This is a genomic window from Streptomyces durmitorensis, from assembly GCF_023498005.1.
Taxonomy (GTDB): Bacteria; Actinomycetota; Actinomycetes; order Streptomycetales; family Streptomycetaceae; genus Streptomyces; species Streptomyces durmitorensis.
The window spans coordinates 7,658,484-7,683,782 of sequence record NZ_CP097289.1; the positions used below are offsets into that span (position 1 = coordinate 7,658,484).

The 25,299-nt window shown below is 71.6% G+C and carries 23 protein-coding genes, 6 tRNA genes and 1 pseudogene; 20 read left to right on the forward strand and 10 right to left on the reverse strand.

The annotated features are described in order from the left end of the window. Window positions 1-326: 326 nt before the first annotated feature. From M4V62_RS34260 to M4V62_RS34300, 9 genes are all read left to right on the forward strand, one after another. Entirely contained in the window at window positions 327-1,394 is a 1,068-nt protein-coding gene (locus M4V62_RS34260) for a methionine ABC transporter ATP-binding protein (protein ID WP_249591068.1), read from the forward strand. Continuing rightward, complete coding sequence (locus tag M4V62_RS34265) at window positions 1,391-2,116, forward strand: methionine ABC transporter permease (protein ID WP_249591069.1); 726 nt, start codon at window positions 1,391-1,393, stop codon at window positions 2,114-2,116. Before M4V62_RS34260 ends, M4V62_RS34265 begins: the two co-directional genes overlap by 4 nt. 67 nt (window positions 2,117-2,183) lie before the next feature. Continuing rightward, the gene (locus tag M4V62_RS34270; RefSeq protein WP_249591070.1) at window positions 2,184-3,026 is read left to right on the forward strand and encodes a MetQ/NlpA family ABC transporter substrate-binding protein; all 843 of its coding nucleotides are present in this window, start codon (window positions 2,184-2,186) and stop codon (window positions 3,024-3,026) included. Between the two features lie 2 nt (window positions 3,027-3,028). Beyond that, a complete protein-coding gene (locus tag M4V62_RS34275; RefSeq protein ID WP_249591071.1) occupies window positions 3,029-3,853 on the forward strand; it encodes a MetQ/NlpA family ABC transporter substrate-binding protein in 825 nt (274 codons plus the stop codon). A 135-nt stretch (window positions 3,854-3,988) separates the two neighbouring features. Next, window positions 3,989-4,633 carry a GNAT family N-acetyltransferase gene (locus M4V62_RS34280; protein ID WP_249591072.1) on the forward strand — a complete coding sequence of 215 codons (645 nt, stop codon included), beginning with the start codon at window positions 3,989-3,991 and terminating at the stop codon, window positions 4,631-4,633. Window positions 4,634-4,790: 157 nt separating this feature from the next. Beyond that, window positions 4,791-6,002: a precorrin-6y C5,15-methyltransferase (decarboxylating) subunit CbiE gene (gene cbiE / locus M4V62_RS34285; protein WP_249591073.1), complete on the forward strand. Its 1,212-nt coding sequence runs from the start codon at window positions 4,791-4,793 to the stop codon at window positions 6,000-6,002. Between the two features lie 354 nt (window positions 6,003-6,356). Beyond that, window positions 6,357-10,436 (forward strand): nicotinate-nucleotide--dimethylbenzimidazole phosphoribosyltransferase, encoded by a 4,080-nt coding sequence (cobT, locus tag M4V62_RS34290; RefSeq protein WP_249591074.1) that lies wholly within the window; start codon window positions 6,357-6,359, stop codon window positions 10,434-10,436. 238 nt (window positions 10,437-10,674) lie between these two features. After that, window positions 10,675-11,907 (forward strand): uroporphyrinogen-III C-methyltransferase, encoded by a 1,233-nt coding sequence (gene cobA, locus M4V62_RS34295; RefSeq protein WP_249591075.1) that lies wholly within the window; start codon window positions 10,675-10,677, stop codon window positions 11,905-11,907. 85 nt (window positions 11,908-11,992) lie between these two features. Beyond that, window positions 11,993-12,811, forward strand: a complete 819-nt coding sequence (locus M4V62_RS34300; protein WP_249591076.1) for a TrmH family RNA methyltransferase — start codon at window positions 11,993-11,995, stop codon at window positions 12,809-12,811. On the opposite strand, the gene M4V62_RS34305 is transcribed toward M4V62_RS34300, so the two are convergent. Further along, a complete protein-coding gene (locus tag M4V62_RS34305) occupies window positions 12,802-14,106 on the reverse strand; it encodes a serine/threonine-protein kinase (protein ID WP_249591077.1) in 1,305 nt (434 codons plus the stop codon). The two genes, M4V62_RS34300 and M4V62_RS34305, sit on opposite strands and share 10 nt — an antisense overlap. A gap of 201 nt (window positions 14,107-14,307) precedes the next feature. Here M4V62_RS34305 and M4V62_RS34310 point away from each other — a divergent pair. The 4 genes and pseudogenes from M4V62_RS34310 to M4V62_RS34325 all read left to right on the forward strand — a co-directional run bounded on the left by M4V62_RS34310 (window position 14,308) and on the right by M4V62_RS34325 (window position 16,614). Continuing rightward, window positions 14,308-14,606: pseudogene (locus M4V62_RS34310) on the forward strand (hypothetical protein). 198 nt (window positions 14,607-14,804) lie between these two features. Beyond that, window positions 14,805-15,011: a hypothetical protein gene (locus M4V62_RS34315; protein WP_249591078.1), complete on the forward strand. Its 207-nt coding sequence runs from the start codon at window positions 14,805-14,807 to the stop codon at window positions 15,009-15,011. A 277-nt stretch (window positions 15,012-15,288) separates the two neighbouring features. Next, complete coding sequence (locus tag M4V62_RS34320) at window positions 15,289-16,227, forward strand: aminoglycoside phosphotransferase family protein (protein WP_249591079.1); 939 nt, start codon at window positions 15,289-15,291, stop codon at window positions 16,225-16,227. A 69-nt stretch (window positions 16,228-16,296) separates the two neighbouring features. Beyond that, entirely contained in the window at window positions 16,297-16,614 is a 318-nt protein-coding gene (locus M4V62_RS34325) for a TFIIB-type zinc ribbon-containing protein (protein ID WP_249591080.1), read from the forward strand. A gap of 54 nt (window positions 16,615-16,668) precedes the next feature. Here the strand turns inward: M4V62_RS34325 and M4V62_RS34330 are convergent. The 5 genes from M4V62_RS34330 to M4V62_RS34350 form a co-directional block, all read right to left on the reverse strand. Next, window positions 16,669-16,743 (reverse strand) — tRNA-Val (locus M4V62_RS34330). Window positions 16,744-16,772: 29 nt separating this feature from the next. Then, a tRNA-Val gene (locus M4V62_RS34335) sits at window positions 16,773-16,844 on the reverse strand. Between the two features lie 46 nt (window positions 16,845-16,890). Beyond that, window positions 16,891-16,962 (reverse strand) — tRNA-Val (locus M4V62_RS34340). Window position 16,963: 1 nt separating this feature from the next. Further along, window positions 16,964-17,037: transfer RNA gene (locus M4V62_RS34345), tRNA-Cys, on the reverse strand. Between the two features lie 39 nt (window positions 17,038-17,076). Beyond that, window positions 17,077-17,149: transfer RNA gene (locus M4V62_RS34350), tRNA-Gly, on the reverse strand. Window positions 17,150-17,312: 163 nt separating this feature from the next. Between M4V62_RS34350 and M4V62_RS34355 the strand changes: the two genes are divergently transcribed. From M4V62_RS34355 to M4V62_RS34365, 3 genes are all read left to right on the forward strand, one after another. Next, window positions 17,313-18,383, forward strand: a complete 1,071-nt coding sequence (locus M4V62_RS34355; RefSeq protein WP_249593131.1) for a chorismate-binding protein — start codon at window positions 17,313-17,315, stop codon at window positions 18,381-18,383. Continuing rightward, window positions 18,380-19,201, forward strand: a complete 822-nt coding sequence (locus M4V62_RS34360) for an aminotransferase class IV (protein WP_249591081.1) — start codon at window positions 18,380-18,382, stop codon at window positions 19,199-19,201. Before M4V62_RS34355 ends, M4V62_RS34360 begins: the two co-directional genes overlap by 4 nt. A 75-nt stretch (window positions 19,202-19,276) precedes the next feature. Further along, window positions 19,277-20,101: a GNAT family N-acetyltransferase gene (locus tag M4V62_RS34365; RefSeq protein WP_249591082.1), complete on the forward strand. Its 825-nt coding sequence runs from the start codon at window positions 19,277-19,279 to the stop codon at window positions 20,099-20,101. Here M4V62_RS34365 and M4V62_RS34370 read toward each other — a convergent pair. Beyond that, the gene (locus M4V62_RS34370; protein WP_249591083.1) at window positions 20,098-20,634 is read right to left on the reverse strand and encodes a DsbA family protein; all 537 of its coding nucleotides are present in this window, start codon (window positions 20,632-20,634) and stop codon (window positions 20,098-20,100) included. The two genes, M4V62_RS34365 and M4V62_RS34370, sit on opposite strands and share 4 nt — an antisense overlap. Before the next feature lie 197 nt (window positions 20,635-20,831). Here M4V62_RS34370 and M4V62_RS34375 point away from each other — a divergent pair, with 197 nt between their 5' ends. Continuing rightward, window positions 20,832-21,275 carry a hypothetical protein gene (locus M4V62_RS34375; RefSeq protein WP_249591084.1) on the forward strand — a complete coding sequence of 148 codons (444 nt, stop codon included), beginning with the start codon at window positions 20,832-20,834 and terminating at the stop codon, window positions 21,273-21,275. A gap of 41 nt (window positions 21,276-21,316) precedes the next feature. Here the strand turns inward: M4V62_RS34375 and M4V62_RS34380 are convergent, their stop codons facing one another. After that, window positions 21,317-22,864: a DUF4874 domain-containing protein gene (locus M4V62_RS34380; protein WP_249591085.1), complete on the reverse strand. Its 1,548-nt coding sequence runs from the start codon at window positions 22,862-22,864 to the stop codon at window positions 21,317-21,319. A gap of 178 nt (window positions 22,865-23,042) precedes the next feature. Between M4V62_RS34380 and M4V62_RS34385 the strand changes: the two genes are divergently transcribed. Beyond that, on the forward strand, window positions 23,043-23,213 hold the full coding sequence (locus tag M4V62_RS34385) for a hypothetical protein (protein ID WP_249591086.1): 171 nt from the start codon (window positions 23,043-23,045) through the stop codon (window positions 23,211-23,213). Between the two features lie 65 nt (window positions 23,214-23,278). Here M4V62_RS34385 and M4V62_RS34390 read toward each other — a convergent pair whose 3' ends face one another. Further along, a complete protein-coding gene (locus M4V62_RS34390; RefSeq protein ID WP_249591087.1) occupies window positions 23,279-23,842 on the reverse strand; it encodes a CGNR zinc finger domain-containing protein in 564 nt (187 codons plus the stop codon). A 229-nt stretch (window positions 23,843-24,071) separates the two neighbouring features. After that, on the reverse strand, window positions 24,072-24,485 hold the full coding sequence (locus M4V62_RS34395) for an SsgA family sporulation/cell division regulator (RefSeq protein WP_003959770.1): 414 nt from the start codon (window positions 24,483-24,485) through the stop codon (window positions 24,072-24,074). A 191-nt stretch (window positions 24,486-24,676) separates the two neighbouring features. Here M4V62_RS34395 and M4V62_RS34400 point away from each other — a divergent pair, with 191 nt between their 5' ends. Together M4V62_RS34400 and M4V62_RS34405 are read left to right on the forward strand one after the other, a co-directional pair. Then, the gene (locus M4V62_RS34400) at window positions 24,677-25,108 is read left to right on the forward strand and encodes a TIGR02611 family protein (protein WP_249591088.1); all 432 of its coding nucleotides are present in this window, start codon (window positions 24,677-24,679) and stop codon (window positions 25,106-25,108) included. A gap of 65 nt (window positions 25,109-25,173) precedes the next feature. Then, a tRNA-Val gene (locus M4V62_RS34405) sits at window positions 25,174-25,245 on the forward strand. Window positions 25,246-25,299 lie beyond the last annotated feature (54 nt).

Below are 25,299 nucleotides of genomic sequence, written 5' to 3' on the forward strand. Positions count from 1 at the left end.
CGCGTGTTTTACTGGTCCACATGACCACGACGAGCAGCCGCACCCCTGCGACCGAGGCGATCACGACGCCCGGTGCTCGTTGTATGTGTCGAATGTGCGCCTTCTGAGGGCCCCCGCACCACCCCTGAGCATCGCGCCCCGAAGCGAAGCCGCTGTGCCGCGCCCCTGCGACGTACGCCAGACGTACATGACGTAGGAAGCGAGCCTGCCCCGCGCACACGTCCTCCGGTTCTTTTCGCCACCGCGAGAAACCGTGCCGCGTTCCCCACGAATGCCCCGTGCCCGGCGAGAACCGCGCCGCGCACTCGACAGTGACGGAAACCCCTGTGATCACCACTTCCGGCCTCACCAAGGTCTACCGCTCACGCGGTCGTGAAGTAACTGCCCTCGACGGCGTCGATCTGCATGTCCGCGAAGGCGAGGTGTACGGCGTCATCGGCCAGTCCGGCGCCGGCAAATCCTCGCTGATCCGCTGCGTGAACCTCCTGGAGCGCCCCACCGCCGGCACCGTGACCGTCGCAGGGCAGGACCTCACCGCCCTCGCGGGACGCGGCAGCCGCGCGAGCAAGGACCTGCGCCGGGCGCGCAGCCGCATCGGCATGGTCTTCCAGCACTTCAACCTGCTGTCGTCGCGCACCGTCAAGGACAACGTCGAGCTGCCCCTGGAGATCCTCGGTCTCAGCGGCGCCGAGCGCTCCCGCAAGGCGCTCGAACTGCTCGACCTGGTCGGCCTCGCCGACAAGGCGAACTCCTACCCGGCGCAGCTCTCCGGCGGCCAGAAGCAGCGCGTCGGCATCGCCCGCGCGCTCGCCGGCGACCCGAAGGTGCTGCTCTCCGACGAGGCGACCAGCGCCCTCGACCCGGAGACCACCCGCTCCATCCTGGGGCTCCTGCGCGACCTCAACCAGCAGCTCGGCCTGACCGTCCTGCTGATCACGCACGAGATGGACGTCGTCAAGAGCGTCTGCGACTCGGCAGCCCTGATGGAGAACGGGCGGATCGTCGAGTCCGGCACCGTCACCGAGCTGCTCGCGACGCCCGGCTCCGAGCTGGCCGCCGCGCTCTTCCCGGTCAGCGGCGACGCGACGGGCGAGGACCGCACCGTCGTCGACGTGACCTTCCACGGCGAAGCCGCGACCCAGCCGGTCATCTCCCAGCTGTCGCGCACGTACAACATCGACATCTCGATCCTCGGCGCCGCGATGGACACCGTCGCGGGCAAGCAGGTCGGCCGCATGCGCATCGAGCTGCCGGGCCGCTTCGAGGAGAACGTCGTCCCGATCGGCTTCCTGCGCGAGCAGGGCCTGCAGGTCGACATCGCGGGCGAAGCCCCCGTCGCAGGCACCGCCACGCCGAAGGACGCCACGCTGCTGGTCAAGGAAGGTGCCAAGTGACCTGGTCGGAGATGCAGCCCCTGCTGGAGCAGGCCTGTTGGGACACCCTCTACATGGTGGGCTGGTCGACGCTGATAGCCGTCGTCGCCGGACTGCCGCTCGGCATCCTGCTGGTCCTCACCGACCGCGGCGGGCTGCTGCAGAACACGGTCCTGAACAAGCTCATCGGGCAGATCGTGAACATCGCGCGCTCGATGCCCTTCATCATCCTCATGGTCGCCCTGATGGGCTTCACGCGCTGGATGACGGGCACGACGATCGGCCGCGACGCCGCCATCGTCCCGCTGGCCATCGGCGCCATCCCCTTCTTCGCGCGGCTCGTGGAGACCGCGGTGCGCGAGGTCGACGGCGGTCTCGTCGAGGCCGTCCAGTCGATGGGCGGCAACATCTGGACTGTCGTACGCAAGGTCCTCGTGCCGGAGTCGCTGCCCTCGCTGATCTCCAGCACCACCACCACGATCGTCACGCTCATCGGCTACTCGGCGATGGCCGGCACGGTCGGCGCGGGCGGCCTCGGTGACATCGCGATCCGCTACGGCTACCAGCGCTTCGAGACCGATCTGATGTGGATCACCGTCGGCATCCTCGCCGTCGTCATCTCCGTCATCCAGTTCGCCGGTGACTACGCGGCCCGCAGGCTGCACCACCGCGGCGGCCACTCGGGCTCCGCCCCCAAGCTGCGGCTCCTGAAGCTCAAGACGTCGCCGTCCCAGGCTTCCTGAAGCCGAACCCGCACTCACCCCGCACACCCATCGCGGGGCGTACCACCCATGGAGAAAGGCACTTTTCGTGCGTAACACCGCCAAGATCACCACCGCTGTCCTCGCCACCGGAGCCCTCACCCTCGGGCTCTCCGCCTGCGGCTCCGACAAGGGCTCCGCCGCGGGCGACAAGGACGGCAAGCTCGTCGTCGCCGCGACCCCCACGCCGCAGGGCGAGATCCTCCAGTACGTCAAGAAGAACCTGGCGAAGAAGGCCGGGCTCGACCTCGACGTGCAGGAGTTCACCGACTACGTCACGCCGAACACCGCCGTCCAGCAGGGCGAGGTCTTCGCGAACTACTTCCAGCACAAGCCGTACCTCGACGACTTCAACAAGAAGAACGGCACGGACATCGTGCCCGTCCCCGGGGCCACGGTTCACCTGGAGCCGCTCGGCGTCTACTCGAAGAGCATCAAGAAGCTCGGTGACCTGAAGAACGGCGCCACCGTCGCCGTCCCGAACGACACCACCAACGAGGCCCGCGCGCTCAAGCTCCTCGAGGACAACGGACTCATCGAGCTCAAGAAGGGCGTCGGCTACGAGGCCACCCCCAAGGACATCTCGAAGAACCCCAAGAACCTCAAGTTCAAGGAGCTGGAAGCCCCCACGCTGCCCCGCAGCCTGGGTGACGTCGACGCCGCGGTGATCAACGGCAACTACGCCCTGGAGGCCAAGCCCGCGCTCAGCCCCGCCAAGGACGCCATCGTCGCCGAGTCCGCCAAGGGCAACCCCTACGGCAACTTCCTCGCCGTGAAGAAGGGCGACGAGAACGACCCGCGCGTGAAGAAGCTCGCCAAGCTCCTCACCTCGCCCGAGGTCAAGAAGTTCATCGACGACAAGTACGACGGCGCCGTCGTCGCGGCGTTCTGATCATGCGTACGTCCGTCATCGCCGCCGCGGCCGGGACCCTCGCCCTGACGCTGGGTCTCACCGCGTGCGGCGCGGGCTCGGACAGCGGTTCCGGCGGCGACAAGCTCGTCGTCGGGGCCACCCCGACGCCGGCCGGCGAAGTCCTCGCGTACGTCCAGAAGAACCTCGCGAAGAAGGCGGGACTCGACCTTCAGATCACGGAGTTCACGGACTACGTCTCGCCGAACACCGCGCTCCAGGAAGGCTCGCTCGACGCCAACCTGTACCAGCACACGCCGTACTTGGAGGACTTCAACAAGTCCAAGAAGACGGACCTGAAGGCGGTCACCGAGGTGTACCTGCCGCCGATGGGCGTGTACGCGAAGAAGCTGAAGGACGTCTCCGGGCTCCGTCCGGGCGCGACCGTCGGCGTTCCGAACGACACGACCAACGAGGGGCGGGCGCTCCAACTCCTCGCCTCCCAGGGTGTCATCGGGCTCAAGAAGGGCGTCGGCGGCACCGCGACGCCCGAGGACATCACGTCCAACCCGAAGAAGCTCACCGTCAAGGCGCTCGACCCGGCGCAGCTCCCGCGCTCGCTCGACGACCTCGACGCGGCCGTCATCAACAACAACTACGCGCTCGACGCCAAGCTCAGCCCCAAGAAGGACGCCATCCTTCTTGAGTCGCCCAAGGACAATCCGTACAACAACGTGCTCGCCGTCAAGAAGGGCAACGAGGACGATCCGCGGGTCAAGAAGCTGGCCGAGCTGCTCACTTCACCCGAGGTGAAGCGGTTCATCGAGGACAAGTACAAGGGCTCCGTCCTGCCCGTCGAAACGAGCTGACGCACAGTCCGTTTCCGCCCCCACCACGGGGTCCTCTCCTGATGAAGGAGCGGACCCCGTGGTGCGTCTGCGCGCCGACATGCTGCATGCTGGGCACTTCAGCAGGCCCGAGGGTTCCAGGTTACGGAGCAGCGCATGACAACCACCTTCCCCGACATCTCCATCAGCACGGAGCGGTTGGTGCTGCGCCCGTTCGAGGACGCCGACGTCTCCGCGTACGCGGAGATGATGAACGACGAGATGGTCACCGCCTGGACCTCCGCGCCCCAGCCCTACACCGAGGACGACGCCCGCGACTGGATCACCCGGGTCGCGCCCGCCGAGCGCATCGAGGGCCGCGGCATCGCCCTGGCCGTCACGGAGTTCCTCACCCAGCGCCTGGTCGGCATCGTGCAACTGCGGGACACCGACTGGCGGGTGCGCTCCAGCGAACTCAACTACGTCGTCGCCCCCTGGGCCCGCGGCGAGGGCTATGCCTCGGAGGCGGCGCTCGCCACCGCCCAGTGGCTCTTCAGCGACCAGCGCTTCGAGCGCATCGAGCTGCGCACGGCCGCCGACAACACCGCCGCCCAGCAGGTCGCGCAGAAGATCGGCTGCATCAGCGAGGGAGTCCTGCGGGGCGCCTGGATAGCGCGTACGAGGAACGGCGGGGATCCGTTCGGCGGCTGGATCGACGTCCGGACCGACCTCATCGTGTGGAGCCTGCTCCCCGAGGATCTGGAAGGAGTCGGCGAGCAGCTCGCGGACAGCGGGTTCAGCGCTTTCTCCGACTGGAACTGACCTCACGGCCTTGAACTGACCCCACAGCCCCGAACTGACCGCTCGGGCGTCTCGGGGCCCCACCAGGTACGCTCGCCCCTGGCCACACGCGGTTGCCCCCTACACGCGACGCCCGGCCCCCTCAGACGACCCGCGAGAACCCAGGAGACGGACGAAGATGGCCGACCGCGTCACGGTGATCGGCTGGGACGGTTCGCCGCTGACCGCGGCCGCGCGCTCGGCGCTCGGCGCCGCCACCCTCGTCGCGGGCGCCGCCCACCACCTGGCGCTCACCGAAGTCCCACCGTCCGCCGAAAGGATCCGCCTGGGCAGCGTGAGCCTGGCGGCCCGCCGCATCGCCGCCCACCGCGGCACCGCCGTGGTCCTCGCCGACGGAGACCCCGGCTTCTTCGGTGTCGTACGCACGCTTCGCGCCCCCGAATTCGGCCTCGAGGTCGAAGTGGTGCCCGCCGTCTCCTCCGTCGCCCAGGCCTTCGCCCGTGCCGGCATGCCCTGGGACGACGCCCAGGTCGTGGTCGCCCACCCGCGCACCCTGCGCCGCGCGGTGAACGTCTGCCGGGCCCACACCAAGGTCGCCGTCCTCACCTCGCCCGGTGCGGGCCCCGCCGAGCTCGGGCTGCTCCTCCAGGGCGTCCACCGCACCTTCGTGATCTGCGAGGAGCTCGGCACCGAGCGCGAACAGGTCACCGTCCTGACCTCGGACAAGGCCGCCGACCACACCTGGCGCGACCCGAACGTCGTCATCGTCATCGGCGGCCCGGTCGCGACCTCCGACACCGGCTGGATCGCGGGACGCGACCCGGGCACCCCGCGCGGGTGGGCGCTGCCCGCCCCCGCCTACGGCGGCGAGGCCCAGCTCGGCGAGGGCGAGAGCGACCGGCTGCGGGCCGCCCAACTCGCCCGCATCGGCCCCCGCGTGGGCGATCTGGTCTGGGACATCGGCTGCGGCAGCGGCGCCTTCACCGCGGAGGCCGCCCGCTTCGGGGCCGCCGTCATCGCGGTCGACGCCGACCCCGACGCCTGCGCCCGCACCACGGCGGTCGCCCGCCACTTCGGCGTCCAGCCGCAGATCGTGCACGGCACGGCGCCGTTCGTCCTCGAAGACCTTCCCGAGCCCGATGTCGTACGCGTCGGGGGCGGGGGAGCCGCGGTGGTCTCCGCCGTCGCCGACCGGCGCCCGGCGCGCATCGTGACGCACGCGTCGACGCGAGACGCGGCCGAACTCATCGGCAGGGACCTGACGGAGCACGGATACGCGGTGGAATGCGCCCTGCTCCAGTCCGTCGAACTCGACACGCGCGCGTGGACGGAGCGTGAGAGGACGGTCGTCTTCCTGCTCTGTGGACAGTTGCCCGATCGCGCCCCGTGACCCTGCCGCACCACGGTGCGGGGTAGGCTGGCCGATCGTTGTACCGCACCCGAGTGTCCGGCAAATAGTTGGTCAATGTCCGGAAAGCTCGCCCGTTTTGGGGGGTGTGTGGTACGGCAGGACCGGAGGGCGCGCAACGTGGCGCAGCCCACAGCGGGCCGTTGCGGATCAAGCCGCCGTGGCGGCTGGCCGACCGGGACAATGCCTGTTGTCCGTATGCGGTTCGTGCCGCGCGGCGCGCACGCTCGTTGAGAATGACGGGCGGTTGGTGCGCCGCTCCGGGCAATGGGGCTTCCCCGGCCTAAGGCTGAGGGGCGGTCGAAGAAGCACTAACCGATGGGCGAGGGGTTACGCATGACCGACACCGGCCAGGTCCCGGGCGAGGGACTGCCGGAGAACGCAGGCATGGTGGAGCAGCCGGGCGTCCCCGCCCCGGATGCGTACACCTTCCTCGACCCCTCCGAGAGTCCCGCCGCGAACGTCGCCCCCGCCGACGATGACGACCTGCTCCTCATGCCGGGTGCCCAGGGCGCCTGGAGCGAGCCGCAGTCGGCTCCGCCGCAGCAGGCAGGCCCCGGTCAGCCGGTGGCCGCCCAGCACGGGGGTGCCCAGGGCGGGACCGCGCAGCACGGCGTCGCTCAGCCGGTGGGTGCGCAGCCCGGGGGTGCCCAGCATGCGGCGGTCGCGCAGGGACTGGGCCAGCCTGTGGGTGACCCTTCCCTGGCGAATCAGTACGTGGCCGGTCAGCCGGTGGGTGCTCACGCGGCCGACCCCTCGGCCGACCCCTCCCTGGCGGAACAGTCCGTCGGCGGCCAGTCTGTCGGCGGCCGGCACTCCGCCGATCAGTCGCTGGGCGGCCAGCACCTCGTCGGCCAGCACGCCGCCGGCCCGCAGGCCGCCGCCCAGCAGTCGGTCGGGCAGCCGCAGGCCATGCACCAGCCGGGCCCGCACGAGACGGCCGGGCGCGACAGCGGCTCGGTCGACCTGAACGGCGTCCAGCTGCCCGGCGCGCCCACGCCGGCGCCCGCCTCGCACCCCGGCCCCTCCCGCCGCCCGCTCCACCGGGGTCCTTCGGGTCCCGCGGTGCCCGACGGCACGGGGAGTCCCGTACGTTCGCTCGCCGACCGCGGCCCGGCCGGTGCGCCGCAGCACGCCGTGCCCATGCGGCACGCGGGGCCGCCGACCGTGGGGCCCGAGTACCTCGACATCCCGCGAGACGAGGAAGGGGTGCTGCCGGGTCCGCAGCTCGGTGAGATCACGCCGCAGGGCGCGACGCCGTGGACGACTCAGCCGCAGCACTCCGAGCCGCCGCAGCCGGTCCAGCACTCCCAGTCTTCTCAGGACGTGCAGGACGTGCAGGACGTGCAGGACGTGCAGGACGAGCAGGGCGCGCAGTCCATGCCGGTCGCGCAGCCCGTCGTACCAGCAGAAACGGTCGTCCCGGACGCCACACCCGCAGCTGAGGGCGCACCCGTAACACCCGTGACCCCCGTATCAGAGGTCGCACAGGGCACGCAGGACGCACAGAGCTCGCAGGACGTACAGGCGACGCAGGACGCTCTCGCCGGTGAGGCCCCGCAGCCCGCCCCGGCCACAGAGCTGCCCCAGCCCGTGGCGACGCCCGCCGCCACCCCTGCCTCCGAGACGCCCGCGGCCGCCTTCCCGCAGGCCGCGGAGGCCGTCGACCCCGCGATCGCGCAAGGCGCCGAGGCTGACGACCAGTTCGCGCACGCGGTGGCCGACGCCGGGCAGCCCGCGTTCGCCGTGGACGCCGGGCAGCCGTCGGCCGCGGACCCGTCCGCGCACGCCCCGGAAGCGAGCCAGGAGCTCCCGCCCGTCGCCGATGCCGAGCAGCCGTCCGTGAACGGTCGGCCCGCACACGCGTCCGCTTCCGGCCAGCCGCAGTTCGCCATGGCCGGCGCGCAGCCCTGGTCGGACGCGCCGCTCGCGGCCGCCGGGCACACGGTCCAGGGCCCGCACATTCCGCAGGCCCCGCAGCACGCGGAAGCGCCCGTGGCCCAGGTGCCCCAGGGCGAGGGACTCCCCGGCGGCCCGAACCAGCCCTACGCGGAGCCCCAGGCGCCCGCGCCCCTCGGCCAGTTCGTGCCGGTCGAGGGCTCGGTGCCGACCACGCCCCACCTGGCACCGACACCGCCGCAGGCCCTGTCCGTGCCCCCGGAGCACTTCGAGGCCCCGCAGCCCGAGGCCCCCGATGCGCAGCCGGAGCCGGTCGCCGAGGCCGGCGCCCTCGCACCTGAGGTCGCGCCGGACGCCGTAGCGGCAGCCGAGGCCCCGGAGGCGCCGGTCGCCCCGGAGGCCCCTGAGGCCGCCGAAGCCCAGGAGCCCGCGGCTCTCGTCGAAGCCGCCCAGGCCCCCGAGCCCGCGTCCCCGCAGCCCGCGGCCACCGTGCCCGCGCCGCGTGACGGCGGAGAGCCCGCGGCGGCAACTCCCGCACCGGACACGGCAGAAGAGGCCGTGGCCGAGGCGCCCGTACCGACGGAGACGGCAGCCGAAGCCGTGCCCGTCGCCGTGGGCGACGCACCCGCCGAAGCGGAGGCGGCGGCAGTGGTCGAGGCCCCCGAAGCCGCCGACCCGGCACAAGCCGTGGACGAGGCGCTCCCCTCGGAGCCGGTCGACGAGCAGGAGCCGCTCCAGGAGCCCGAGCCGGTCAAGGAGGCGGAGGCGCCCGCCGCCCCCGCGGCGCCCGCCGCCCCCGCCTACGACGACGCCGAGCGCGAAGCCGTCCTGCGCGTCATGCGCGAACGCCGCGACATCCGCAACGGCTTCCGCAGCGACGCCATCCCGCACGAGGTCCTGCTCCGCGTCCTGGAGGCGGCCCACACGGCACCCTCCGTGGGCCACTCCCAGCCCTGGGACTTCGTCGTCATCCGCTCGGCGGAGACGCGCCGCACCATGCACGAGCTGGCCATGCGCCAGAAGGACGCGTACGCCAAGTCGCTCCCCAAGGGCCGCGCGAAGCAGTTCAAGGAACTGAAGATCGAGGCGATCCTCGACACCCCGGTGAACATCGTCGTCACCGCCGACCCGACCCGCGGCGGCCGCCACACCCTCGGCCGTCACACGCAGCCGCAGATGGCGCCGTACTCCTCGGCCCTCGCCGTCGAGAACCTCTGGCTCGCGGCGCGCGCCGAGGGCCTCGGCGTCGGCTGGGTCAGCTTCTTCGACGAACGCGAGATGGTCAGGACCCTCGGCCTGCCCGAGCACCTCGAAGTGGTGGCCTATCTCTGTGTCGGATACGTCGACGAGTTCCCCGAGGAGCCCGAGCTGATGCAGGCAGGCTGGTCCAAGCGCCGCCCGCTCTCGTGGGTCGTCCACGAGGAGACGTACGGCCGTCGCGCCCTGCCCGGCGAGGACCCGAGCGACCTCCTCGCGGAGACCGTCTCCAACATCCGCCCGCTGGACGCCAAGGCGCTCGGCGAGGCGTGGGAGCGGCAGAAGCGCATGACGAAGCCGCCGGGCGCGCTCGGCATGCTGGAGATCATCTCCGCGCAGCTCTCGGGCCTGTCCCGGCAGTGCCCGCCGCCGATCCCGGAGCCCGCGGCCGTCGCGATCTTCGCGGGCGACCACGGTGTGCACGCCCAGGGCGTCACCGCCTGGCCCCAGGAGGTGACCGCGCAGATGGTCGCCAACTTCCTCGGCGGCGGCGCGGTCTGCAACGCCTTCGCCAACCAGGTGGGCGCCGAGGTCTGCGTCATCGACGTGGGCGTGGCAAGCGAACTCCCGGCCACCCCCGGCCTGTTGCCCCGCAAGATCCGCGCGGGCACGGCGGACATGACCACCGGCCCGGCCCTGAGCCGCGAGGAGGTCAAGGCCGCCGTCGAGGTGGGCATCGAGACCGCCCGCGACCTGGTGGCAGCGGGGAACAAGGCCCTGCTCACCGGCGAGATGGGCATCGCGAACACCACGGCCTCCGCGGCCCTCATCTCCGTCTACACGGACACCGACCCGGGCGAGGTCACCGGCCGCGGCACCGGCATCAACGACGAGATGCACAGCCGCAAGGTCGACGTCGTGCGTCGCGCGCTCGAACTGCACCAGCCCGACCCGGCCGACCCGATCGGCGTCCTCGCGGCCATCGGCGGCCTGGAGCACGCGGCGATGGTGGGGCTCCTGCTGGGCGGCGCGTCCCTTCGTACGCCCGTGATCCTGGACGGCGTGAGCGCGGGCGCGGCGGCCCTGGTCGCCCGCGCCATCGCCCCCGAGGTCCTCGCGGCCTGCATCGCGGGTCACCGCAGCGCGGAACCGGGCCACGTGGCGGCCCTCAACAAGCTGGGCCTGCGCCCCTTGGTCGACCTGGACCTGCGCCTGGGCGAGGGCACCGGCGCCCTCCTGGCCCTGCCGGTGGTCCAGAGCGCGGCCCGCGCGATGCACGAGGTGGCCACGTTCGACTCGGCAGGAGTAACCGAGAAGTAGCACCCGCGTTTGTGGGCAGGCGTTCCGCAGGGCGGAACGGGTGGGCACAAACGCCCACGGCCCGCAGACGAACTGGGGCCCGGGGCGAAGCCCCGTTTTCGGGAAGGGGTGGGCTGGGGGAGAGAACCCCACCCCACCCCAGCCATACTGAACCCGCACGTCAAAGCATCAGCGCAGCCGCCCCACCGTCGCAGCGGCACCCGCAAAGCCCAGCGCCCCGCACGAGGAGCCCTCCGCCATGGCCGAAAGCCCCGCCTACCCCGTAGGCCTCCGCCTCACCGCCCGCCGCACGGTCGTGCTCGGCGGCGGCCAGGTGGCCCAGCGCCGCCTCCCCGCCCTGATCGCGGCGGGCGCCGACATCCTCCTCGTGTCGCCGACGGCGACCCCCTCCGTGGAGGCGATGGCGGACGCGGGCGAGATCACCTGGGAGCGCCGCCGCTACGAGCACGGCGACCTCAAGGACGCCTGGTACGCCCTCATCGCCACCAGCGACCCCGATGCCAACACGGCGGCCTCCGCGGAAGGGGAGGCGCACCGAGTCTGGTGCGTCCGCTCCGACGACGCCGACGCCGCCACCGCCCTGACGCCCGCTACGGGCCGTTCCGCGGGCGTCACGGTCGCCGTCCTCACCACGGACATCCACGACCGCGACCCGCGCCGCACCGCCGCCATCCGCGACGCGCTCGTCGAGGGCCTGAGCGACGGCACCCTCGTGGCGCGCCAGCACCGCACCCGCACCCCCGGCGTCGCGCTCGTCGGCGGCGGCCCGGGCGACCCGGACCTCATCACGGTCCGCGGCCGTCGTCTGCTCGCCGAGGCGGACGTGGTCATCGCCGACCGGCTCGGCCCCCGCGACCTGCTCGACGAACTCCCTTCGCACGTCGAGGTGATCGACGCCGCGAAGATCCCGTACGGCCGGTTCATGGCCCAGGAAGCCATCAACAACGCCCTCATCGAGCACGCGAAGCAGGGCAAGTCGGTCGTCCGCCTGAAGGGCGGCGACCCCTTCGTCTTCGGGCGCGGCATGGAAGAGGCCCAGGCGCTCGCCGAGGCGGGCATCTCCTGCACGGTGGTCCCCGGCATCTCCAGCTCGATCTCCGTGCCCGGCGCCGCCGGCATCCCCGTCACGCACCGCGGGGTCGCCCATGAGTTCACCGTGGTCAGCGGCCACGTGGCCCCCGACGACGAGCGCTCCCTCGTTGACTGGCCGTCCCTGGCCAAGCTGCGTGGCACCCTCGTGATCCTGATGGGCGTGGACAAGATCGGCAGGATCGCCGAGACGCTCGTCGCGCACGGCAGGGCGCCCGAGACCCCCGTCGCCCTGATCCAGGAGGGCACCACCGCCGCCCAGCGCCGCGTGGACGCCACCCTCTCCACCGTCGCCGCCGAGGTCGCGGCCCACGAGGTGAAGCCCCCCGCGGTGATCGTCGTCGGCGACGTGGTGAACGTGGGTCCTGACAGCCCCGCGTAACCACACCGAGCCCTCGCGTAACCACCGGTAACCCAACCCGCTCCCAGGCGTTGGCACCACACCCAGGACAAGGCAGTATCACCCTGTGGCTGATCTCATCACCGTCGACGACCCCACCGACCCGCGCCTGCGCGACTACACGGGCCTGACCGACGTCGAGCTGCGCCGCAGGCGCGAGCCCGCCGAGGGTCTCTTCATCGCCGAGGGCGAGAAGGTGATCAGGCGCGCCAAGCAGGCGGGCTACGAGATGCGCTCGATGCTGCTCTCCGCGAAGTGGGTCGACGTCATGCGGGACGTCATCGACGAGGTCCCGGCCCCGGTGTACGCGGTCAACCCCGACCTGGCCGAGCAGGTCACCGGCTACCACGTGCACCGCGGAGCCCTCGCCTCGATGCAGCGCAAGCCGCTGCCGACGTCGGACGAACTCCTCACCCGGGCGCGCCGCGTCGTCGTCATGGAGTCGGTCAACGACCACACCAACATCGGTGCGATCTTCCGCAGCGCGGCCGCACTCGGCATGGACGCGGTCCTGCTCTCACCGGACTGCGCCGACCCCCTCTACCGCCGCTCGGTGAAGGTCTCCATGGGTGCGGTCTTCTCCGTGCCCTACGCCCGCCTCGAATCCTGGCCCAAGGGCCTGGAGGGCGTACGCGAGGCGGGCTTCAACCTCCTCGCGCTCACCCCGGACGAGAAGGCGAAGACCTTGGACGAGGCGGCGCCCCACCGCATGGACCGGGTCGCGCTGATGCTCGGCGCGGAGGGCGAAGGCCTCACCACGAAGGCCCTGATGGCGGCCGACGAATGGGTCCGCATCCCGATGGCCCACGGCGTGGACTCCCTGAACGTGGGGGCGGCGGCCGCGGTCGCGTTCTACGCGGTGGCGACGGGCCGCCCTCAGCTCTGAGGGTCCGGCCCGGAGTCGTGCCGCTCGCTCTGGATCTGACTCTGCTGTACGCCGTGCCCATCGTGCACGTCGCCGCCGCCGAGCCCGCGCGCGGGCCCCTGGCACCCCTGCGCCGCCGCGATCCCGAGGGCCACGAGCAGCGTCACGACCACGAACACGAAGAGCCGCTGCCGCAGCAGCCGCGGATTGGCGGGCCGCCGCGCGCCGCCGGAACGTGTCGTGTTCCGGGACTGCGCGGGACGTGAGCCGGACCGCGAGGAACTGGACCCCGGCCGCGAGGAATTCGGCCGCGAGGAACCCGTGCGGGATGAACCCGTGCGCGAGGAGCCGGTCCGCGAGGAACTCGGCCGCGGCGGGGGAGTGCCCTGCGGATGACGCCGCTGGGTGTGCTGGTCCGCGTACTCCTGGGCCATCCGCCCCGTCGGCCGGTCCTGGTCCTGCCGGGGCGCGGGCGGCCGCGGCTCGGTCAGGCCCTGTGCCTCACGGGCCGCGATCTCCTTGAGCCTGAGCGACAGTTGGAGCGTGCTGGGGCGCTCTGCCGGGTCCTTGGCCAGGCAGGCCCTGATCAGCGGGGCGAGCGCGTCCGGGACACCGCCGAGCTGCGCCTCCTCGTGGACGACGCGGTAGAGCATGACCTCTGAACTGCCGTGCCCGAAGGGCGAGTCCGCCATCCCGGCGTACGCGAGGGTGGCGCCGAGGGCGAACACGTCCGTGGCGGGCGTGACGGCGGCACCGCGCACCTGCTCGGGCGCGAGGAAGCCGGGCGAACCGACGGCGGTGCCCACATGGGTCAGCGTCGATGCGCCGGTGGCCCAGGCGATGCCGAAATCGATGATCCGCGGCCCCTTCGGGGACAACAGGATGTTCGACGGCTTCAGGTCGCGGTGCACGACACCGGCTTCATGTACGGCGACGAGCCCTTCGGCGAGCGCCGATCCGACGACCGCCACGTCGGCCGCGGAGAGCGGCCCCTCGGCGGCGACCTTGTCGTGCAGGGACGGGCCGGGAACGTACTGCGTGGCGAACCACGGCCGGTCGGCGTCGAGATCGGCGGCGACGAGCCGCGCGGTGCAGCCACCGCGGATCCGCCGGGCGGCGGACACCTCCCGCGCGAAGCGCGACCGGAACTCCTCGTCCTCCGCCAGGTCGGGCCGGATCACCTTCAGGGCGACGCGCTGCCCCCGCCGGTCCGACCCCAGGTAGACGACCCCCATGCCGCCGGCGCCCAGCCGCCTGTGCAGTCTGAACGAGCCGACGACACGCGGGTCCTCGCGCCGGAGCCGCATCATCGCCATGTCCATCCCCGCTGCCCGGTCCGTTGTCGTGCCACAGCTTACGTTTCCGTGGCCGGGCAGGTGCAGAGGCCGCGCCCTCACGGCCCGACCGATTGTCAGTGCCGGGTGGGAAACTTGAAGAGTGGTCAGGGGCACGGGGGTGGGCGGCCGTTGTGGGGGGCGCCGTTCCCAACCGTCCATCGCTGAAGGGGGATTGATCCCGTGAAGGGTGATCGCGGGGAGATAGTCGTGGACGCCGGGGACACGACACGGACGTATGAGGTGGTGGCGAGCCGGGCGGGCCGCCGGGTGGAGACGGCGGTGCGCAGAGGGGTGGTCGAAGTGAGCGAAGTCACCCGCTGGGGGTCCCCCCGCGCCCTTCAGGCAGCGGGGGAGGGTCGGTCGTGCGGACCGCGCGGTTCATGGCGACGCGCGTCCTGGCCCTGGTCGAGCAGCCCATCCCCCGGGAGGACACATCCGAGCAGGCCGCCCGCCCCCTCCGGGAAGACCCTGAGACCTAGGACCCCGTCTCCACCCATGGGAGTACATGACCGACGATCGGTCATCCTCCGGGAGGCCCGGCAATCGGTACGAGGGCATGACGACCGAGACCCCCGGCACACCTAGATTTGAGGTCAAGCGGCGGGTGCAGCACTCGTCCCCCGAGGTCAGACACCCGCCGCTGCCAAATTCATACAGACTCGGTCAGGAGAGGAACCATGGCGGACACGGCACCGCGGGCAATGGTCCGCACGCAAGGACGGAAGGCCTTCGCCTCGTTCGGCGTTCGCCCGTCCGGCACGCGCCACCCCCTGGTGGCGACGGCCATGGTTCTTCCTCTGGCGGCCCTGCTGGTGGTCGTCTTCGGCGGCTGGGAAGCAGTGGTCACACAGGCGTCGTCCGTGGGCGTGATGCTGGGGCGCTGAGCGGCGCCCCAGGCCCGGATGAGCGGTCCGGGCGGGGACATCCGGCCAGGAAACCCCGTGGGGACGGGGGTGCGGCGGACGGCACGAGAAATGCCCGCGCAGCTGGGGAGCTGCGCGGGCACTTCTTTGCCTCCGGCGTACGGGAATCACGGCTCGCGGCAGCTTTGCGCACCCCTGTCACCGACTCCGCCGCGCTCGTCCTCGAACGCCGGACGGGCTGGAGATCCGGCCCGCGTACGCTCACGGGGAACACCGATCGACGCACGCCGGGGGACCCGTGACCGCCTTGCTGTCCGCGCTGACCGCCAAGGTCCGCCACACAGCCCACCGCACCCCGCTCGCTTGCGCCTGCGCCCCTGATGCCGTCTTGGCGGACCGGGACGACGCCACGGTCGTCCGGCACGGCGACACCGTCGCCAAGGCCCACGCCCCCGGTACGGACCCCACCGAGCTCACGGCCCGGCTGAAAGTCGCCGCCGCCCTGAGCGGCACCCTGCTTCCTCCGCTGGGCGATGCGGCCGTCCCGCTCGACGGCCGCCTGGTCACCTTCTGGCCGGCCGGCACCCCGGTGGATCGGGACGACCCCGACGCCGCCCCCTGGGAAGCCGCCGCCACCCTCCTCGCCCGCCTGCACGCCACGTCCCCGGCCGAACTCCCGCACCCGCTCCCGGACATGCGCGGCCCCACGAAGGCCGCACGGGCGATGACGCGGATGCGGGACGCGGGAGCGCACCCCGCGGCCGCCCCCGTCGAGCGGGCCTGGGCCACGCTCCCCGCCTGGGCCCGGGCCGAGGCCCCGGCCCCCCTCCCCAAGCTCCTGTGCCACGGTGACCTGCACCTGGGCCAGCTGGTCCGCACCCCCGAAGGACGCTGGCTGCTCATCGACGTCGACGACCTCGGCCTCGGCGACCCCGGCTGGGACCTGGCCCGCCCCGCGGCCTGGTACGCCTGCGGCCTCCTGGCCCCGGACGAATGGACCCGCTTCCTCACCGCCTACCGCGCGGCACGCGGGCCCGCGGTCCCGGCGGACGGCGCGGACCCCTGGCCCGCCCTCGACGTACCGGCCCGCGCCCTCACCGCGCAGACCGCGGCCCTCGCCGTCGCCAAGTCCGTCAGGGAGAACCGGCCACTCGACGAGATCGAGCAGGCGGTGGTCGACGCCTGTGATCGAATGGCGGCCCTCCCGCCGGAGTTGGCGCCCACCACCACGAAGTAGGGTGCAACGCACCGAAGCCGGGCAGAGATCCGGCCAAGCATTCACGACCGGCGAGGAGTTGAGCCGACCATGCAGTGTCCCAAGTGCCATGCACCGATGCACACGTACAACCGCAATGGCGTCCAGATCGAGCAGTGCAGCGGTTGCCGCGGGATATTCCTCGACTACGGCGAGCTCGAGGCCCTGAGCCGGGTCGAGTCCCAGTGGGGCGGCCAGCAGGCCCCGCCCCCGCCGCCCGCCCCGCAGGCGTACCCGGCCGCTCCCGCCCCGCAGTGGGGCGCTCCCCAGCACGGTGCCCCCCACGGCGGCCACCACGGCGGTCACGGTGGGCACTACGGCCACAACAAGCGTCACAAGAGCTTCGGGCACATGCTCTTCTCCTCCTGACCGGAGGAACGACGAAGCCCCCGGCCGTGGGAACGGCCGGGGGCTTCGTGCGGATGGTGCGCGATACTGGGATTGAACCAGTGACCTCTTCCGTGTCAGGGAAGCGCTCTCCCGCTGAGCTAATCGCGCGGGTCAACCTGCGTGTGATGCGTACTGCGTGCGCGATACTGGGATTGAACCAGTGACCTCTTCCGTGTCAGGGAAGCGCTCTCCCGCTGAGCTAATCGCGCGGGACGGTCCCACACCATACGGGACCAGGGGTTTTTCAGTTCTGCGTGCGCGATACTGGGATTGAACCAGTGACCTCTTCCGTGTCAGGGAAGCGCTCTCCCGCTGAGCTAATCGCGCTTGGAGGTGGAGACGGGATTTGAACCCGTGTAGACGGCTTTGCAGGCCGTTGCCTCGCCTCTCGGCCACTCCACCAGGAGTGCGGGGGTTCGGGAAGATCCCCCACTTCCTGCGAGCGGACGACCAGGTTCGAACTGGCGACCTCAACCTTGGCAAGGTTGCGCTCTACCAACTGAGCTACGTCCGCTTGTCTTTCCCGGCCCGCTTGCGCGTCCCGGCGACGTGTTGAACTCTAGCGGATTCCTGGGCCAGTACAAAAACGCGTTTGCGCAGCGTGCTGCGCTGTCACCGGCCCGGGGCGCCACCAGGACACCGGTCATAGACTCACAGGCGTGCACAGCGCCCCTCAGATGTCCTCCCGGCCCCCCTCCGGGGCGGCCCAGCCCATGGCGCGCTTCGGCGGCCTGCTCGCGACCGGCCTCAGGGACGTGACCAGCGATCCCTCGGCCCTGGACTCCCGCGGTTTCTGGGCGGTCTCCGCGAGCTTCGAGGGCGAACTGGTCTGCGCCCGCTTCGACGACGTACGCGAGGAGCCGGTGCCCGCTCCGGTGCCGGGGGCCTGGCGGGGTCCCGCCGCCGGTGACTGGACGTCGTCGCTCGACCGCGCCGCGTACGTGGACGGGGTGCGGCGGGTGCGCGAACACATCGCGGCGGGCGACGTCTATCAGGCGAACCTCTGCCGCGTGCTGTCCGCGCCGGTTCCGGACGGCCCGGAGGGTGTGGACGTCGACGCCCTGACCGCGCTCCTCGCGCGCGGCAACCCCGCTCCGTACGCCGGAACGATCCGGCTGCCCGAGCACGGGCTGGAGATAGCGACGGCGTCACCGGAGCTGTTCCTGCGGCGCGAGGGCCGCGTCGTCGAGTCGGGGCCGATCAAGGGCACGGGCCGCACCGAGGCGGATCTCCTGGAGAAGGACTACGCCGAGAACGTCATGATCGTGGACCTCGTCCGCAACGACCTCGGGCGGATATGCGTGACCGGCTCCGTGACGGTCCCCGACCTGTGCGTGATCGAGAAGCACCCCGGGCTCGTCCACCTCGTCTCCACCGTCCGGGGCGAGCTGGGCCCCGACGCCGGCTGGCCCGAACTCTTCGCCGCCGCCTTCCCGCCCGGTTCCGTCACCGGCGCCCCCAAGTCCAGCGCCCTGCGCATCATCGACGCCCTGGAGACCGCGCCCCGCGGCCCGTACTGCGGCGGCATCGGCTGGGTCGACGCCGACCGGGGGACCGGCGAACTGGCCGTCGGCATCCGCACCTTCTGGTTCGACCGCGCGCGGGGCGTGCTGCGGTTCGGCACCGGCGCGGGGATCACCTGGGGCTCGGACCCCGAGGGGGAGTGGCGGGAGACCGAGCTGAAGGCGGAAAGACTGCTGGCGGTAGCGTCGGGAGCGTACGAAGTGAGTGGAGGAACCCTTCAGTGAAGATCTGGCTCAACGGTGGCCTGCAGGACATCGAGACCGCCCGCGTCTCCGTGCTCGACCACGGACTGACCGTCGGCGACGGAATCTTCGAGACGGTGAAGTCGGTCCAGGGGCGGCCCTTCGCGCTGACCCGGCACCTGGACCGGCTCGCCCGTTCGGCACGCGGCCTCGGCCTGCCCGAGCCGGACCTCGACGAGGTGCGCGCGGCCTGCGCCGCCGTTCTCGACGCCAACCCGCTGCCGCTCGGACGGCTGCGCATCACGTACACCGGAGGTCTCTCGCCGCTCGGCTCGGACCGTGGTGACCAGGGGCAGACCTTTGTCGTCGCCGTCGGCGAGGCCGGCAGGCGCTCCGACACGACCGCCGTGATCACGGTGCCGTGGACCCGCAACGAGCGCGGCGCCCTGACCGGCCTGAAGACCACGTCGTACGCCGAGAACGTCGTCGCCCTCGCGCGCGCCCGCGAGGAGGGCGCTTCGGAGGCGCTGTTCGCCAACACGGTGGGGCAGCTGTGCGAAGGCACGGGATCGAACGTCTTCGTCGTGCTCGACGGCGAGATCCACACGCCGCCGGTCGCCTCCGGGTGTCTGGCGGGCATCACGCGCGCGTTGGCCGCCGAGTGGACGAACGCGCGCGAGACCGATCTACCGCTCGACGTCCTGGACCGTGCCGACGAGGTGTTCCTGACCTCGACACTCCGTGACGTCCAGGCCGTGCGGCGGATCGACGGGCGCGAACTGCCGGGCGCGCCGGGTCCGGTGACCGCCAAGGCGATGCGGGTCTTCGACGAGCGGGCGGCGGACGACCTCGACCCGTGAACCGGTCGGGCCAGAGGGCCCAACTGCTGGCAATCCTGATGACGCACGAGCCGCAGGGCGGGTAGAACACCACTGATGACCACGACCCTGCGGCCGACCGGGCCGCTTCAGCAGAGCGCTGACGGCGCGAAGTCACGCACGTACGAAGTGCGCGTGAACAGCCGTCCTGTGGGCGGGATAGAACTCGCCACGCACGCCGTGTTCGGCCCCGGTGTCGCCGAGATGCGCGATCTGAGCATCAAGGAACCCGACCGCAGACGCGGCCGCGCCACCGTCGCCGTGCTCGCCGCCGAGGAGGTGGTGCGCGGCTGGGGCTGCGAGCGGATCGAAGTGGCCGTGCCCGCCGAGGCCGCGGCGGCCCACCGCCTCGCCGTGTCCCTCGGCTACCAGGAGCGCAACCGCCACATGGTCAAGCCCCTGAGCGCCGAGCCGCCCGCGCTGCCGCCGGGCATCGAGGGGCGGGAGATGACCGAGGACGAGTACGAGGTGTGGCTGGCCCGCGAGAAGGAGGACTACGCCCAGACGTGGATCGAGCGCGGCGTCCCGGAGGCGGAGGCGCGCGCCAAGTCCGACGCGGACCACGCCGACCACCTGCCGCAGGGCCTCGCGACCCCCGGCACCAGCCTCAGCGTGCTGACACAGGAGGGCACGAAGGTCGGCACCCTCTGGCTCGCGCTGCGCGACGGCGACGCGTTCGTCTTCGACGTCGAGGTCGACGAGGAGCACCGCGGACGCGGCCACGGCCGCTCCCTGATGCTCCTCGCGGAGACCCAGGCCCGTGCGGTGGGCCTGACCCGCATGGGCCTCAACGTCTTCGCGGGCAACACCCCGGCCCTGCGCCTGTACGAGTCGCTCGGCTACGAACCGGTCATGTACTACGTCTACAAGCAGCTGCTCTAGGAACCGTGCTGCCCGGAGGCCGCGAGCAGGAGGTCCGTGATCTCCTCGACCCGCTCGAGCAGGCCGTCCTGGCTCTTCCCGCCGTCGAGGCGCTCGCCCCCGATGACGTACGTCGGTGTCCCGGTGACGCCGATCGCCTTGCCCTCGGCCTGGTCTGCATCGACGATCAGCATGTGGCGTCCGTCGACGAGGGCGGTGTCGAACTCCTCGGCGTCCAGGCCCAGTTCACGGGCCACCTCGACCAGGAAGGGTTCGCCCTTGCGGGTCAGCTCCTCGGCCCGGCCGAGCACGGCCTCGACGTACGGCCAGCCCTGCCCCTGCTCGAAGGCCTCCTCGGCGGCCTGGGCGGCGGCGAAGGCGTGCTTGTGCTTCTCGAGGGGGAAGTGCCGAAGGCGCAGCTCGACGCGGTCGCCGTAGCGGTCGCGGAGCGTGCGTACGTCGTCGAGGGCGGTCCGGCAGTCCGGGCACTCCAGCTCGCACCAGATGTCGATGACGAGGGGACCGGTGGGGGCGGCGGGGGCAGAGTCGCTCATGGGCCCCAGTCTTCCAGCCCCGCGACCGGCTCCCAACCGGGGCCCGGGACGCCGACCGGAACCTGCGGAGGAGACCTGACCCTGATATGTCCCTGAAGTCCGCTCGGGGCGTGGCCTGTGGGGGGCCACCCGGTGCAGGATGGAAGGGCGACAGTGTCACCGTCTACGCCCGCACGCCCGCACGCCTGGAGGACCGGATGATTGCCGAGACCGTCTGTTCCGCCGTATCCGCGGCCGGCCTCGGCATCGCCGCGATCACGGCCTATCGCAAGCGTTTCCTCGCGGCGACGCGCCTCGCCGCCTATTCCCTGGTCCCGGTGGGCCTGGTGATGACCGGTGTCGTGGGATGGCTGGCCGACACCGCCTTCAGCATGAAGGCCTGGGCGGGCTTCGGCGTGCTCGGCGTCGCCTGGCTGCTCTTCATGATCACCCGCGCCGTGGAGCGCCGCTCCGGCGGCACCCGCAAGGAGCGCAAGGCCGCGAAGGCGGCCCAGCGCGAGGCGGTGGCCCCCGCGGCGTCCGCGCCCTCCCTGGGCCAGGGCGCCCGCCCGGCCGCCCAGCCCGCGGCCCAGCCGAAGGCGGCCGCGCCCAAGGAGGACTTCAGCGACATCGAGGCCATCCTGAAGAAGCACGGCATCTGACGGAGCACGGCACCTGACGGGAGGGGCTCCCGCCCCGCAGGTCAGCCGCCCAGCCGCACCTTCGCGATCACGTTCACGCCCTCGACCCACTCCACCGACGCGTTCGCACACCTCACCGCGCGCCCTCTTCCGGGGAACGCGGGGTCGGGCAGGGCCAGACCCACGCGATGCGGTCCGCGCGCCCCGGCGGGCACCGCGAGCTCTCCGCTCACGGTGGCCACGGCAGGCCCCGAGTGGTCGTCCCCGGTCTCCGCACGCCCCTGCGGCCGCCAGTCCCGCCAGTCCGCCCCGGTGTCCGTGGAGGCCACCGTCCGCCCGTCCGCGTCCAGGAGCACGAGCCGGACGGGACGCGGGTGCTTCGGCGCCGCGAAGCCGCGGTTGACCACGTCGACCTGCACGGGAAGGCGGCCGCGCCGGGCGGCGGAGAGGTCGTGGCGAGCCTCGCGCACCTCGATCCGGTAGCCCAGGTGATCCCGCAGATACTCGAACTGCGTGCGCGCCACCGGCCGCCCGTCACGCCCCCGGAAGTAGCCGTCCGAGACCGGAAGCAGCGCGTCCACCGTCTGTCGCTCGGTGAGCTCCGCCGTCTTCCAGGCGGGGACGGTCACCGTGGCGTTGTGCACCAGGGAGAGGCTGTCGAACCGGAGCGTCTGGAGCCGCCGCGCGGCGGCCACCCCGGGGATGACGGTGCTCCACGCGTACGGATCCGTGCTCTGCCCCTTGTCCCACGGCATCTCCCCGTCCATCATCCGCGTCCGCGAGACGTCGAGATAGCTGGGCCAGCCCGGGTTGCCGGGGACGTAGTAGTCCCACTCGCCCTCGCCGAGCGTCACGTAGTCGTTGTGGAAACCGATCCGGTCCAGGATCGCCCTGTTGGTGATCATGTCGCGCTTCTCGGCGTAGCGGACCTGGGTGTGCAGTCCCGGCGGCAGCGCTTCGACGAGGCTCGTCATGATGGCGGTGACGGCGTCGGGGTAGGTCTCGTGGGCGTAGTGACTGCCGTGCCACTCGCCCCACGTGCCGAGGAAGCCGGCCTGCCAGACGGCCACCACATCGCTGTTGCGCGCGACGACCGGCGCCAGCTGTCCGATGTGGCGCTGGATGTCCTGCACGGTGTAGCGACGGTTCTCCCGCACTCCGTCGTCGTACACGAAGCGCAGGACCGCCGCGTATCCCTTGCGGCGCAGCCCGCGCAGGACGCTCTCGATGTTGTCGAGCGCGCTCGGCGGGATCGTGGAGGTCGCGAAGTCCCAGAGGTAGAAGTACAGCTGGGTGAGGTTCGCGCCGGGGCCGTACTCGCGCTCCAGGAGATCGAGCGTCCGCGCGGAGTCGGGGGAGTGGTCCTGTTCGTTCGGCCAGGGGCTCGTGAGGTCCACGGCGTTGTACGACATCTCGTATCGGAACCCGCGGCGGGGATTGGCCAGCGGGGCACGGCCCGCCGGGTCGTCGGGGCGGATGCCGCGGTGGGGGACCCGGTGCCAGGCGGCCGAGGGGGCGCCGGATGCGGAGGGCGCCGTGGCGAGCGGCGTGAGCGCTGCCGCGGTCGCGCCGAGCGCGGTCGTCAACAACCGTCTGCGTTCGATGGGCATGAGGCTCCCTCGTTCGTGTGGCGGTGCCGCCGAGTCTGACGAGGTGCGTCGCTGGTGAGCCATGGACGGAACGGGCGGGACGCTGGACTTTTGCAGGTCACGGAATGCGGCGAACTCCCCCGCTTTCCGGGCGTGTTGGTCATCGGTACCCCCGGGACTGAGTCATCATCGCCGCGAGATGCTGGAGACCGCACCGGGCGATGCCGCCCCGCCGACCGATGAGCGAGCCGCGACGGAAGAGCCCAAGGGCTGTCTGTTCGCGCTCTCCCAGCCACCCCTGATGATCTTCCTGGCGGTGATCGGCGTCCTGATCCTGATGGGTTCGTTGCACGATCTGCTGGGGCTCTAAGCGCGCTAAGTGCTCTGGGGGCTCTGAGGGCTCTGGGGGTTCTCCGGGCCGTCGCGGTTGGGGCCTCAGCCCGCCGCTTCCTTGCGCCGGGCCCGGTAGGCGGCGACGTGCAGTCGGTTGCCGCAGGTCCGGCTGTCGCAGTAGCGGCGCGAGCGGTTGCGGGAGAGGTCGACGAAGGCGTGCCGGCAGTCCGGGGCCTCGCAGCGCCGCAGCCGCTCCTGCTCGCCGGCGACCACGAAGAACGCGAGCGCCATCCCGCAGTCCGCCGCGAGGTGGTCGGCGATGGAGGCGCCGGGCGCGAAGTAGTGCACGTGCCAGTCGTAGCCGTCGTGGTCGGTGAGCCGGGGCGTGGTGCCCGCCGCGGCGATCAGTTCGTTGATCACCGCCGCCGCGGCCTGCGGCTCGGGCGCCGCGAAGACTTCCCGGAAGCGGCTCCGGATGTGCCGGACGCCGGTCAGGTCACGCTCCGAGAGCACCCCGACGTCACTTATGTCGTGGTTTCGTACGAACTCGCCCAAGGCTGCTAGGTCCGCGAGCCCCTCCGTCCCGGCGCTGTCGTCGTCCGGCGCGGTGTTCACCAGATCGACCACGGCGTCGAGTGCGCACCGGGTGTCGTGGGTGATCAGCACGATTTGCTCCCTGGCCTGGGGGTAGTGGGCTCTCCCCGCGCTCCTGGAGAGCCCGGGGAAGGGTGCCCGCCGATGCTGGCCGATGCTAGCGGCTTCGCGACAGGACACACCGGCGCCGTCGCCGCGGGAGTCCGCGGCGACGGCGCCGGTGTGTCTGCACTGTGCGGTTGTCATGCCCGAGCCGTCGCCCCGAGTCGGACGGCGCCGGGCGCTCTCGCGCGGCCTGGAGCTAACTTTCGGCCAGGATGTGCGAGAGCTCCGTATCCAGATCGAAGTGGCGGTGTTCCGTGCCGGGCGGCACGGCCGCATCGGTTCGCTTCAGGAACGATTCCAGGGCCCGCGCCGGGGCCTCGAGCAGAGCCTCACCCTCGGGGGAACTCAGGGCGATGCAGACAACACCCTGACCGTGGCTCCGGGACGGCCAGACTCGGACGTCGCCGGTACCGGTGGGCCGGTGCAGGCCCTCGGCGAGGAGGTCGCGGGCGAACACCCACTCGACGGTTTCCTCGGCTCCGGTGTGGAAGGTGGCGTGCACGGCATAGGGATCGGCCGTGTCATACCGCAGTCCTGCGGGTACAGGCAGTGAGGACTCGCTCGACACAACGAGGCGCAGGTGCAGCTCGCAGCTGACCGTGGTGTTCATAAGCGCCAGGGCCTTTCGCTCAGTGTGCGCTCGGGGATTCGCACGTCGGCGAAATCGACATGCCACCTACGGTGCCGTTGTAAACCCCTCTGAGGGTTTTGGGTGTCTTTAGGTAGCTCGTACGGCGGGTTGTTTGTTCGGTCGGTACGGCCATTCCGGTGACGGGTTTCCGTCCGGTAGGGTTTGGCCGTATGAATACGGGGAGTAACGAGCCGGGGGTTGCTGAAACAATCACCGGTACGAAGGACGAACAGCCACTCGGATCGCGTGCGCCGGAGTTCATCCAGGCCCGCAAGGCGCTGCACCTCAGCTGGCAGGTCGGCGTGTTCATCGTCGGTCTCGCTGTGGTTGCCGCGGGCATCGTGATGCTGCCGCTGCCCGGACCGGGCTGGCTGGTGATCTTCGGCGGAATGGCGATCTGGGCGACCGAGTTCGTCTGGGCCCAGCTGGTCCTTCGCTGGACGAAGCGGAAGGTCACGGAGGCGGCGCAGCGCGCGCTCGACCCCAAGGTCCGACGCCGCAACATCATCCTGACGACCATCGGCCTGGTGATCATCGCCGTGCTCGTCGCGATCTACGTCTGGAAGTTCGGGTTCGAGATGCCTTGGAAGATCAAGGAGTGACCTCCGGGTGACTCCAGGCGGTCGGAGGCACCCGCTGACATGCGGTAATGTTCTCCGTGCGCCCGGGGCGATTAGCTCAGTGGGAGAGCGCTTCGTTCACACCGAAGAGGTCACTGGTTCGAACCCAGTATCGCCCACCCCGGAACTGCGGCCCGGAGGCTTTTAAGCCTCCGGGCCGCAGTCGTATTCGC